This window comes from Ruegeria sp. BA2 (assembly GCF_056539605.1).
The window spans coordinates 1-11645 of record NZ_JBQFVE010000012.1 but is presented as its reverse complement, the minus strand read 5'-3'; the positions used below and the strand labels follow the sequence as shown (position 1 = coordinate 11645).

Annotated in this window: 11 protein-coding genes; 6 read left to right on the top strand and 5 right to left on the bottom strand. The window is 50.6% G+C overall.

The features are described from left to right. Positions 1–360: 360 nt before the first annotated feature. Positions 361–591 carry an LbetaH domain-containing protein gene (locus tag ACR0NN_RS19900; protein WP_170725499.1) on the bottom strand — a complete coding sequence of 77 codons (231 nt, stop codon included), beginning with the start codon at positions 589–591 and terminating at the stop codon, positions 361–363. 14 nt (positions 592–605) lie between these two features. Then, positions 606–914 (bottom strand): hypothetical protein, encoded by a 309-nt coding sequence (locus tag ACR0NN_RS19895; protein ID WP_170725501.1) that lies wholly within the window; start codon positions 912–914, stop codon positions 606–608. A gap of 384 nt (positions 915–1298) precedes the next feature. Here ACR0NN_RS19895 and ACR0NN_RS19890 point away from each other — a divergent pair, with 384 nt between their 5' ends. From ACR0NN_RS19890 to ACR0NN_RS19870, 5 genes are all read left to right on the top strand, one after another. Further along, positions 1299–2066 carry a class I SAM-dependent methyltransferase gene (locus ACR0NN_RS19890; protein WP_170725503.1) on the top strand — a complete coding sequence of 256 codons (768 nt, stop codon included), beginning with the start codon at positions 1299–1301 and terminating at the stop codon, positions 2064–2066. 3 nt (positions 2067–2069) lie between these two features. Continuing rightward, positions 2070–3644, top strand: coding sequence for an FAD-dependent oxidoreductase (locus ACR0NN_RS19885; protein WP_170725506.1), 1575 nt, complete (start codon positions 2070–2072; stop codon positions 3642–3644). Then, complete coding sequence (locus tag ACR0NN_RS19880; protein WP_170725508.1) at positions 3641–4645, top strand: NAD-dependent epimerase/dehydratase family protein; 1005 nt, start codon at positions 3641–3643, stop codon at positions 4643–4645. Before ACR0NN_RS19885 ends, ACR0NN_RS19880 begins: the two co-directional genes overlap by 4 nt. Continuing rightward, a complete protein-coding gene (locus ACR0NN_RS19875) occupies positions 4645–5907 on the top strand; it encodes a glycosyltransferase family 4 protein (protein ID WP_170725510.1) in 1263 nt (420 codons plus the stop codon). The genes ACR0NN_RS19880 and ACR0NN_RS19875 overlap by 1 nt, the downstream gene beginning before the upstream one ends. 369 nt (positions 5908–6276) lie before the next feature. After that, entirely contained in the window at positions 6277–7860 is a 1584-nt protein-coding gene (locus ACR0NN_RS19870) for a glycosyltransferase family 39 protein (RefSeq protein WP_170746997.1), read from the top strand. Here ACR0NN_RS19870 and ACR0NN_RS19865 read toward each other — a convergent pair. Genes ACR0NN_RS19865 through ACR0NN_RS19855 form a run of 3 tightly spaced genes read right to left on the bottom strand, consistent with a single transcriptional unit; the run spans position 7851 to position 10053 of the window. Beyond that, on the bottom strand, positions 7851–8636 hold the full coding sequence (locus ACR0NN_RS19865) for a ChbG/HpnK family deacetylase (RefSeq protein WP_170725514.1): 786 nt from the start codon (positions 8634–8636) through the stop codon (positions 7851–7853). The two genes, ACR0NN_RS19870 and ACR0NN_RS19865, sit on opposite strands and share 10 nt — an antisense overlap. Before the next feature lies 1 nt (position 8637). Then, positions 8638–9648, bottom strand: coding sequence for a glycosyltransferase family 2 protein (locus ACR0NN_RS19860; protein WP_170725524.1), 1011 nt, complete (start codon positions 9646–9648; stop codon positions 8638–8640). Positions 9649–9651: 3 nt separating this feature from the next. Continuing rightward, on the bottom strand, positions 9652–10053 hold the full coding sequence (locus tag ACR0NN_RS19855; RefSeq protein ID WP_170725526.1) for a GtrA family protein: 402 nt from the start codon (positions 10051–10053) through the stop codon (positions 9652–9654). Between the two features lie 583 nt (positions 10054–10636). Between ACR0NN_RS19855 and ACR0NN_RS19850 the strand changes: the two genes are divergently transcribed. After that, positions 10637–11645, top strand: a 1009-nt coding sequence (locus ACR0NN_RS19850; protein ID WP_480685368.1) for a family 16 glycosylhydrolase, incomplete at its 3' end; no start/stop codon positions are given.

Sequence of the window (11645 nt, the reverse complement as noted above, 5' to 3'; positions counted from 1 at the left end):
CCAGTGTGGTCCACTCTCCGGTGCGCAGCGACCCTAGCAATGCACAAATACGAAAGCAATTATTGAAAAAGGTAACCAACCTTGGCTGTTTCGTTCTGATTCAGTGGAATCACTAGGCACAGTCGTAATGGATTACCGGGCCTATTTTTGTAGTATTTTCAGGTATAAGCCACGGGTGAATCATGTATTCAGTATGTCTGTGGAAGCGCCACGACAGATTGAAACCCGCTAGGCAGGCTAATTGAGTCAGCGTTCAAAGCTAAGTTGAAGTGCCCAAACGCCGCGCGCTGCGCGCAAAATGGAACCAATACAGCCTTTTTTGAAGCTTTGTTCTTATAAAAGCATGGTGGAAGCGGCGTTTTAGGTTCGTATTCGAATCTGCCACGCTGGGACACCAGCCTCGGTTGCGTTTTCTGCAACATCCGGCTTCGTAACCAAACCTGCCGCCAAAATGGCGCCGTCCAGAACCGTAACGTTTGCCCTCACCCAGACGTCATTTCCCTGCTTGACCAGGCCTTTGACCTCAAGCACCTGCAGCACCATTGGACCCTGACCCGATGCCAACCCGTGCCGCCCCCTCTGAAGTAGCATTGTCCGGCAACGATTCAGTGATCTCCGATTCCGATCCCTGAAACCCCACTGAGATTGCACTGGCTGCCAATCGAACAATCGTAGCCAATACGGAGATAATGGCTCTTGACGAGCATGACTGTGTCGCGTGTGATCAGAGTGCGAGCGCGGATCGAGAAATCTCCTGGCGCCGTGGTGCCTCGCGCATCAAGCGCACTTCCGTCGTCGATCGTGCCGTTGTCATCCAGATACACCCGCTCCGGGCAGCGCAGGGAAACATCCCGTCCGAAATTCACGCCCCGACCCGACTTGCAGAACAAACCGGGGGACACGTATTTTCGCATGAAAAATCCCAGTGCGCCACGAGTTCCTGCGGCAAAAAGCATTGCAAATTTATAGTGTAAAAGCGCACGCCAGCTTCCACTGCCAATAAAGAACCCCCTGATATTTCTTAAGGGCCGAGCCGCTGCCGCTCAGGGCATCGACACCGCGATCTTTCGGGACGGCACTGCGCTGGTTTTCCACGTCATTCCCCTGCTTTGACCCCTGTCTATGTGTTGCCTAACATCAAAAACAGACGCGCATCAATTGATTTGCAATATGCATGGTCCAAAGGTCGTCGCCGCGTTTTCTGCAGTGCGGAGCGATGTTGCCAATGCGGTTCAAGGAACCGTAGAGTGCGCACAACACGATTGGGTTAAGAGTTTCAGTTTGGATGGTGTTGGCCGGTGAAAAGCATCTCGGATTTTTGGGACCAGAACGTTTCGAACTGGAAGGTAGCGCGTCACATTGAGGTCGGGACGCCAGACTTCTTCAAAGAAGTCGAACGGTATCGCTTTGAAAAGCTCGATTACCTTGCCCCCGTTGCCGGGTATGATCGATGGTCCGGTCAGAAAGTGCTGGATATCGGATGTGGTCTTGGGACGGATACGTCGCGCTTTGCATCACATGGCGCCGATGTCACCGGGATAGACATCTCGCGACGGGCAATAGAGCTGACAAAGAAAAACTTCGGATGGAGAGGGCTTCCGGGGCACTTTCAAGTCATGAACGGAGAGGCGTTGGAATTTACGGACAATGCGTTCGATTTTGTTTATTGCCACACTGTTCTTCATTTTACACCATCGCCCGAAAAAATGGTGCGTGAAATCCACCGCGTTCTGAAGCCGGGAGGAAGAGCTCTTCTGATGACAATTAACAGGCGATCGTGGTTATATTTTATGCACCGCACCGCCGGAGTGAAAATTGATTACATGGATGCCCCGGTGTTTCACAAGATGGATCTGAGTGAGTTCGGGGAATTGACCAGCCCGTTCCCTGAAAGAGAAATTAGGCTTTACCGGTATCCCAAGCGGACAGAGGTACACAAGGGTTGGAAAGCGGTCGCCTATAATACTCTTTTCGTTGATCTGTTTCATGCTCTTCCGGCGCGCGTGACCCGGAATACGGGCTATCACATGCTGGCCTTTGTACAGAAACCGGACTCTGTTGAATAACCGATGAAGCGCGATCCATCTCTTCTGCGCAATCGTGTCTTTGATGTGGTCGTCGTCGGGGGCGGCATTCAGGGCGCATGTGTCGCACGGGACGCGGCTTTGCGGGGGCTGAGCGTAGCACTGATTGAGAAGGCGGATTTTTGCAGCGCAACCAGTCATAATTCTTTGAAAACCATACATGGTGGAATCCGGTATCTGCAGCATCTGAACTTCAAACGCGCGCTTAAATCCATCAGGGAGCAGCAGATTTTCCTGAGGACCGCACCTCATCTTGTTCAGCCCCTGCAATTTCTGATGCCTACCTACGGGTTCGGCATGCGGGGACCGTTGGCATTGGGGGCGGGGATTGGGCTGTTTGAGGTGTTGAGTGCTTTTGTCTCCTTGCGAGACGGCAGCAGACCGGGTTGGCCGAAGGGGCGGCTCATGCGTGCCACCGCCTGCAAAAAGCTTGCCCCTGGCATAGATCAAAATGACATGACAGGCGGTGGGCTGTGGGCAGACGCTCAGGTTGGTTTCGCGGATAAGGCCGTTTTGCAGATATTGCAGCAAGCGGTAGATCACGACGCATGTGTCGCCAATTACGTAAAAGCCGAGAAGCTGCATTTTGACACCATCCATCCAAATGTCGTTCGCGGACTTGAGGCAACCGACATGCGCACCGGTGAAGTGATCAAAATACAGGCACGTTCGGTGGTCAACGCAACCGGACCCTGGGTTGCAGACTGGTTGGAGCATGCGGGCGGTTCCGGGCTGTCGTTGAACGTTGGGTTGGTCAAAAGCATGAATCTTGTGACCGAAAAGCCCGCATTGCCGTATGCTATTGCCGTAAAGAGTAACCGTGCTTCCGATTCCAAGATCGACATGGCCAAGCGGATGTACTTTGTCGTGCCTTGGCAAGGGAAGGCCGTGATTGGAACGACACATTTCACGTATCGGGGCACTGCAGATGATATGACTGTCGATCAGGATGAAATCGCGGCATTTGTGGATGAGTTCAATGAGGCTTACCCGGCTATGGATCTGAAAGCAGAGGATGTTCTGTACTGTTACCAGGGGCTGACGCCGGGGGAAAACAGCGTCGGTGAAGATGGTATAAAGCTGCACGAAAGCCGGATCATTGATCATGCTACCACTAATGGCGTCCGTGGTCTGTTCAGCATTGTCAGCATCAAGTGGACCACGGCCCGGTTGACAGCAGAACAGGCCGTGGACTTGCTGCTGGAACAATGGAATGACCGCCGCAAATGCCAAACACGCCAGGCACCTCTTCCGGACTATCCAGACATGCCGCATGACACGTGTGGCTTATCTGATGCGCAATTGCGCGGCTTTGTGGTGACGCATGTGGAAAATACGCAGGCTTTCAGCTTTGGTGACATTGTCTTGCGCAGGACAAATGACCTTGTATTGGGCCGGATGAGTGCAAAACACTTTGCTTTGATTTTACGGACGATGGCGGAATATTTTAGCTGGCCAGATGAACTGCGGCGCAAAGAAGCGCAGCAGGTTCTGAATCGTTTGGCTCCGTCTACCTTTAGAAACACATTGATCAACGAGTTAGAGGCGACGTCACTATGAGTATTGGTGCAGGCGATATTGTACTGGTGACCGGAGCGACCGGTTTTACCGGCAAGCATCTGGTCAGGGAATTGTGCGCGACAGGTGCCACGGTGCGCGCAATCGTGCGCAAGTCGTCACAGATTGATGACATCAGGGATCTACCGATCGAATTCTTCCAGGGCGATGTATTCGACGAAGGCGTGGTCAAACAGGCTACTGAAGGTGTCCATTATGTTTTCCATGTTGCTGCAGCATATCGCGAAGCCAAGATCAGTGACGACATCTACTGGAAGGTGCATGTGGAAAGCACGCATCACTTGGCCCGGGCGGTCGCCAAAAACCCTGGCTTCAAAAGGTTTATCCATGTTTCCACCATAGGTGTTCACGGACATATTGAAGACCCGCCCGCAAACGAGGAATACCGTTTCTCGCCCGGAGATCAGTACCAAGACACCAAGGTCGAAGCGGAACTCTGGATCCGGGATTTTGCCAAGACCGAGTATATGCCGCTTACCGTGGTCAGGCCCGCGGCCATTTACGGTCCCGGGGATCGCCGTTTGCTGAAAGTCTTCAGGATGGCGAAAAAACCAGTCGTTCCCATCCTGGGATACGGGTGCAAAGGCATGTATCACCTGATCCAAGTAAAGGATCTGGTTCGGTTTATGATCTTGGCCGCGACGCATGAAAGAACCATTGGCGAGATTTATATCTGCGGTGCACGCGATCCCATCGGCATCGAACAGATGGTACGCGTCATTGCGAAACACCTTCAGACGATGCCGTCTTTCATCCGTCTGCCTGTCACCCCTTTCTTCATCGCCGGCGACATATGTGAGGCTGTTTGCAAACCATTGGGAATTGAGCCCCCGATTTACCGGCGACGTGTTGCCTTTTTTACCAAGGACCGCGCGTTTGATACGTCAAAAATGCGGGAACATACCGGATATGAGTATATTTACACAAATGAAAGTGGACTGGCAGACACGGCAGACTGGTACATCAAAGAGGGATGGTTGTAATGTCTGATCAGCACACGCTTTCAGCGCACCACAAAGCGGATATGCTGGTTGTTGCACCACATCCGTTCTTCACCCCCCGGGGGACACCGTTCAGCGTCTACTATCGGACACTCGTTCTGGCCGAGGCAGGCGTTAAAATTGACCTGCTAACCTATCATCCTGGACAGGACGTGGATATTCCGGGTGTGCGCATCGTGCGTATCCCGCGTATCGCGTTTCTGGAACCTGTTCCGATCGGGCCATCTATAAAGAAGATGTTTCTGGATGTCTTTGTCCTGCTCTGGACGATCGGCATGCTCATCAGGCACCGGTACGGATTGGTCCATGCCCATGAGGAATCCGTCTTCTGGTGCCGGGCGCTGAAGCCGATCTTCCGGTTTCGGATGATCTACGACATGCATTCCAGCCTACCTCAACAACTCGAAAACTTCGGCTTCACGAAATCGAAAATACTGATCGGCATCTTCCGCTTTCTCGAGGACAGCTGCCTGAAAGCTGCGGATGCGGTAATCACGATATGCCCGGATTTGCGTGACTATGCCCTGCAACAGGGTGTCGCCGAGCAAAAGCACTTTCTAATCGAAAATTCGATCTTCGACGATGTCAAACTGAAGGCCTCTCACGGCGCATCTGCAGCAGTAGATTCCGAGGCTGAAGATGTCGTGTTTTCCGCAGAAAACCCAACTATGGTCTATGCTGGGACATTCGAGAAATACCAAGGCATCGATCGAGTGATCAAAGCGTTCACAAAAATTACCGATCAACACCCACAGGCAAGGCTAATATTGGCCGGCGGCACTCCGGATCAGGTCAAGGCCATGAAAAAAGTGGCGGTCGATGAAGGGTTGTCAGATCAATGTGTGTTTACCGGCCGAGTGTCCAAGAAGGCTGCCTTGAGGTTGAACCGGGACGCAGACATTTTGTTGTCTCCCCGTATCGATGGCACCAACACGCCACTGAAGGTCTACGAACAGCTTGCAAGCGGCAAGCCGTTGATTGCTACGCGCATCTGGTCGCACACGCAGGTGCTGGATGATGAATATTGCTTCTTGGTCGACCCAACACCAGACTCGATCGCCGAAGGTATGCGTGAAGTGCTGGATAATCCGAAAGAAGCCAAACGCCGCGCGGATAATGCGCGCAATCTCTACGACGAAAAATACGCCCGCCCGATCTATGAGGTTAAAATTCGCGACCTCCTAACGGAGGTCGGTTTCAGGGTTTCCTTACTGAAGGCAACTATACCACAGAAGATTATATAAAAACTGCGTCTTCTATATTTGATTGAGTGGTGAAAATTATCCCTCAGCAACCGATCTTTGGAGAAACCAATTGTGTAGTTATGTAGACTTGCAACCTGAAACACCTGAAACCTGCTCAACCCTGCATCTATACAAATACGCCTTCTGGCCTCGACCGCCTTTTCGAAGCGCCTTAAATGGGATCATCCAACGGTAGTTCTATTTTGATTCTAAATAACAAAACAAGATTGAGATTTAAATTCTATCTGCCAGGTTTTGAAAAGTGCAACTCGGCAGACTTCAAGAAAGTTAGTAGGTTCTGAGCCTAGTCTGAATTTCAAACCACCAGTAACTTGCACACAAACGTATTTTCGGGAGCGACTCAACAATATGAGCAATGGTAAGAAGGAAGTCTCCGCCGTACCCCGCAGCCACGAACTAGTTCGGTGGTTCGATATTTTGGCCGCGCTTCTAATATGTTGCGGGCTAGTTGGCATCTATACTTTATCCCTCGATCGCTCATATTTTGGCTACGGGACCGAAACCGACTACGTCGGTTCAATGGTCTTAGAAGCAGAAAAGCTTATCGCTGGAGAAGCACTTGCTAGTGAGTTCCATCCGCCGGGTTTCATTATTGCTATGGCCATCGGTCATTTTTTCAAAGGCGACTGGTTTTGGGTTGGAAAAAGCCTTTCCATTATATCCTTTACCCTGACGATGATCACTGCTTATGGCATGTTCCGGTTAATTGCCGGGCCCTTGGCAGGGCTAGGTGCAATTGTAGGCTTACTGTCGTCGGCGGTCTTTTTAAAATACGCTATGCAGACTACGTCAGATGTTTTCTATCTGGCTCTCTATTATTCCACCTGCCTCTTGGCTGTGTATGCCTCAGTCCGCAAATCCTTTTGGCTTTGGCTAGGAGTAGGTATTTTAATAATAATCTCTACAATGACACGGACGAATGGGATCACCCTTCTTTTGCTGCTTGCCCTACCGCTATTCCAAAGTAGGGGGACTGACCGGATACGTTTAGTCGCTGGATGTGTAGCTGGATTAGGGTTTGCATTGCTTGCATTCGCCGTATTCGCGGTCGCCACCGAGTCGAACCTAATGCCAGCAGGGACCTACCATAATATTGCAATCACATATTTCACCGAAGAGCGCATCTCATGGGAAGGAATGATCGAGGCACGATCTCGCTTTGATAGTTTAGCTGATGTGCTAACGCATGACCCGGTTACAATGGCAAAGTCGTATATCCGAGATCTACTGGACATAATTCTCCGGCGCATTCCGCTACTTGCCGGCCCAGCACTCGCACTGTTGTTCTTACCAGGCCTGCTTTACACAGTGGGGCAGCATCATCGACCGCTTGTTGGTTTTTTCTTCGTATTAACTCTGGCACAATTACTCCTCGTAAATCTCAAAGCATTTGAGGCTCGTTATCATCTTTACTTTGTCCCGTGGATCGGAGTCGGCGCTTTACTCTCGCTTTCTCTGATCGCTGAGCGAAAAGATTGGGCGCCAAAATTACGTATACCTGTGTTGAGTATGTCCGTTGCCATTGTGCTAGTGGGAGGTCTTTATGCTTGGACAGATACTCGGCGCTTCGCAAAGCTTGGAGGTAATCCAGAACTCGCACGCGTTCTTCCTATAATTCAACCGATTATTGGACCTAATGATGTGATCGTTTCTAGAAAATCTGCCCATTTGGCCTACTACACCGGTGCCGCCTCTGCGTGGCTACCTAACGTTGAGTCGGAAGGCGAACTCCAGGCCGCTCTTGTGTCAGCGCAGACGAAATCGGGAGCAAAAGGCGGAGTCTTTCTCTTCCTCGGAGAAGTAGAAAAACGCATGCGTCCCGAAACCGTTTCGCTAGTATCAAAAGGGGATACGCTGCCTTGGCTTGTAGAGGTCACAGAATCCAAAGCGTTTCCAAACTGGAAGTTACTGCACTATCGCCCTCAAGATTGAATGGTGGCAGCGTCGGGCACTGCGATCTTTCTTAAGAGCGACGCTTCCGATCCTCGTAGCAATGGCGAATGGCCCGGGATTTGGATCGGGTCTAGAGGGCTCCCTGGATGGACCATAATCCAGATTTCACCAACCACCTTACCGTCGGCGGCCATCCGTTGGCCCATGGCAATCTCTCTAGCCAGAGCACAAATCGCCTGATCGGGTCTATCAATGGGCAAAACACCGCCAAACCATTCGTTTGTGCTTACTCCTCGTGTTTCGGCTTGCCTATAGACCGCCTTTCCGAGCTTCGCGATAACCAGTTCTTTGATGCTACTAGGTGTAACCATCGGCACCATGCTCCTGACAGCGACTCCATGCCTGGCAGCAAACTCTAAAACAATCTGTCGAATAGTTGGAAAAGCATGACAGTGTTCATGGCCATCGATATAATCTGGTGTCCGGCCAAAGAGTTCTTCGAAGCGATGCCACTGAGAGGCTAAACTGCGCGCTACACCCCCACCCGCCAAGCCCAATAGGCTTCTGCTAAGAAGTATATTCCGGCTTGGCCGCCTTTCATCCCTCAAAGTAGACCATGTCAAATTTAAATGAAGCCCGACCCGCCGATCAGAGGTCCAGAGAGAGGATAAAGTTTGAGCGGAAGACAAACTGCAAGTTTCCGATAAAACCGATGTGCCGTGGATAGCTGAGTCACGCAGTAAAGCACGAATTACCGAGTCATGTTGCTCGCCTAGTCCATAGTCATCGGCAATGATCCAAAGCGTCCGGCCCATCTTAAATTTGTTTATGAACGTCTGAGTTCTTCAATTGTGCCGTTGCCTGTACCTCTGCGGTTGTATCAACGCTCGACAGCACGAAGGTCTCCCGCACGATATAGCTCGGGCGCCGCTTGGCCTCGAGAAGGGACTTACCGACATACTCCCCAATAATGCCAAGGCACACAAGTTGCACCCCACCAAAAAAGGTAATCAATACAACAATCGACGTAAAACCTGAAAAAGGAGAGCCAATCAAAAGGCGCTCAAGGATCAGCCACGCCATATAAATGAGGCTAAGGCCAAGTATTAAAAATCCGAAAAGTGAAATCAATCTGACGGGTGCAATCGAAAATGATGTCACCCCGTCAAGAGCGAGCGCAAACAAGCGGGATGACGGGAAGCGGCTACCCTGATCTCCGTGGCGGTTTGGCACATCAAATGGAAGTCCGATTTGCTTAAATCCAACCCAGCCATATAGCCCCTTCATAAAGCGCTCACGTTCCGGTAACTGTCTGATTGCATCCACAACTCGACGATCCATCAGGCGAAAATCGCCAGCGTCGGGCGGTATTTTAAAGCGGGCCCCAAAATTGACTAGCCCATAGAAAACCTTTGATATAGTGCCCCGCCCCCGCCCTTCGTCAGCGCGGTTGCTTTTATAAAAATAGACTACGTCGTAGCCAGAATGCCAGTGTTCAATTAGATCGAAAATCCGTTCAGGCGGGTGTTGAAGGTCGGCATCCATGAGAATCACGGCTTCCCCAGCCGCCATATCAAGACCCGCCGTTAGTGCCGCTTCTTTACCAAAGTTGCGCGAAAACACTATGGCACGAGAGTCTGCTGGAAGATTTACTTCACGCAGCCGTTCACTGGTGCCATCCCCACTACCGTCGTCCACAAAAACAATTTCAAAACTGACGCTGAATCGGTTTGCTGCATCCTGTGTGACGGCTGACAGACGCGCAACAAAATGCTCGATTACACTGGCCTCATTATAGCACGGCACAACTATACTAATCAGACTCATCAATTACTCCCTTCGCTTCCGCAAACTACTACCAAGCCTCGAGAAAATAAGCATCCGGCTTATTGTGTAATTCACAGTTACCGAGGCTACGAGAGCTACGCAAAGAGCTATAAACTCGGAAAACTCCCAACCCACCAATAAGTAAAATATCAATATTCGAAAAAAGTATACTGCCACTGTGTTTGCCAAGAAGATAGTCAGGCGGCCGGTGTTGAGATTTCGGGAGTGAAGGTCCCCGAAGGTCAATTTTTGGTGGAATACGTAAACTAAAGTCGCGCTAACAAACATCGCCAGCCCTAGAGCGCCCCAAGCTGGAACGCCAAGTTGAAAAAATGCAAGGCTCAAAAGAAGATCAATTGCGGCACCAATAATGGATCCGGCACTAAAAATGAGGAAACGCAGCATGAAAACGAGACTTGCGACTGGAGGTACTCAGCAAAACACTCCCTTCCCTTCTGGACCCATGTAGACGATCTAAAAATGGCTGGCTATACCTCAAGTTACTACTATTTTTAAATTTTTCTATTTCAAAAATCGCATGAAGCGCCAAGTCGTAGCTGACTAAGGCGTTGCTGTACGCGCTCTTAAGCACACGAGCTACTTACCTAAGTGAATTTAAGGGTCAGAGAATTAGGGGCATCTTCAAAGAGAGAAAAAAGGCTTCGTATCAAACAAATTAGGTTGGCACATATATTTCAAAGCGCCCCTAACCGGAGACGAATGCACCAATGCCCGGCGAAGGCACATTCCTTTCAGATTTAGCTGAACAGCCTACCGTCCGAAGACAAAACGGTTTCTTTAATCAGATAGTTCAACATTTGTATACGATTGTTTAGTGGTTTTGGCACAAAGTTGATTTGCGCTTTGGGGGCATATAGCTATAAAAATTAGGGGCAAAGGTTGTCTAAATTCAAGTTTGACCGTTGATCTGATTGCAACAGAGTTTAGGTCAGAACGCGGTATTTAGTTTAATAGTGGGTTGGGTTACATGTCTACATTTTCTGAAGAATTTGATGCTCCGTTGCAGGCCAGTGGTTGGCTGATATCGGACTACGCATTGTCCGGAGGCTGGATTGATACAGCCTGGTCGCCTTCCAATGTCACTGTTGAAGCGGGTCAACTTACCCTGACACTTGATGATCAGCCCTTGGATGGAAAATCCTATAGCGGCGGTGAAATACGCTCTGTCGAAGACTTTAGTTTTGGAACATACACCGTCACGATGCAGACGGCAGATGGCAGCGGTGCAAACTCGACATTTTTCCTTTATTCCCCCCAAACCGAAATCGATTTTGAGTTCCTTAGTAGTGATCCAACCCAGGCACTAGTGACATATCACTTTGGCGGCGAGAGTTCGGGAGTCGTTGTTGACCTAGGCTTCGACTCCTCAGCCGGAATGCATACCTACACGATCGAATGGGGCCCAGACTCGATTGAATGGTATGCAGATGGCAATCTATTGCACACCGTGGTCGATCCCACCGACTTGGAGGTTCCAACTGCGGACGCTCAGATATTTCTGAGCATCTGGCACGGGACACCGAGCTGGATGGGCGATCCCCTGTTCGCGCCATCTACCGCAGCAAGCTACGATTCCGTTAGCTTCACTGCGCGAACGGCACCCGTTGCACAGGACGATTGGATCGTCCTGGCCGAGTACGGGTCAGTCATTTTGGATCTGCTGGCAAACGATACTGATCCCGATGGTCTTCCACTCGAATACAGCAATATCGTGATCACGCAACCGCCTACATTCGGCGGCCTGTCACAAGAACCCGGAACCGGCGCGTTTACATATACACCACCGGATCCAAATTTCGTGGGAATCGAACGCTTCGAGTACACGGTTACGGATAGTAATAGTGAAGTCTCAAATACAGCCTGGGTTACAGTTCAGGTTGGGCTGGACCCGATTGATCCTGCTGCGGTTCAGCTGACGGATGGGGATGACGACAATTCAGCGCTTGCTACTGACGGGGAGGATATTGTTGACGGGC

Coding starts and splice junctions, on each gene's coding strand:
- ACR0NN_RS19900 (WP_170725499.1), bottom strand. CDS start 591: ATGCTACTTCAGAGGGGGCGGCACGGGTTGGCATCGGGTCAGGGTCCA.
- ACR0NN_RS19860 (WP_170725524.1), bottom strand. CDS start 9,648: ATGAGTCTGATTAGTATAGTTGTGCCGTGCTATAATGAGGCCAGTGTA.
- ACR0NN_RS19855 (WP_170725526.1), bottom strand. CDS start 10,053: ATGCTGCGTTTCCTCATTTTTAGTGCCGGATCCATTATTGGTGCCGCA.
- ACR0NN_RS19895 (WP_170725501.1), bottom strand. CDS start 914: ATGCGAAAATACGTGTCCCCCGGTTTGTTCTGCAAGTCGGGTCGGGGC.
- ACR0NN_RS19865 (WP_170725514.1), bottom strand. CDS start 8,636: ATGGGCCGGACGCTTTGGATCATTGCCGATGACTATGGACTAGGCGAG.
- ACR0NN_RS19880 (WP_170725508.1), top strand. CDS start 3,641: ATGAGTATTGGTGCAGGCGATATTGTACTGGTGACCGGAGCGACCGGT.
- ACR0NN_RS19875 (WP_170725510.1), top strand. CDS start 4,645: ATGTCTGATCAGCACACGCTTTCAGCGCACCACAAAGCGGATATGCTG.
- ACR0NN_RS19885 (WP_170725506.1), top strand. CDS start 2,070: ATGAAGCGCGATCCATCTCTTCTGCGCAATCGTGTCTTTGATGTGGTC.
- ACR0NN_RS19870 (WP_170746997.1), top strand. CDS start 6,277: ATGAGCAATGGTAAGAAGGAAGTCTCCGCCGTACCCCGCAGCCACGAA.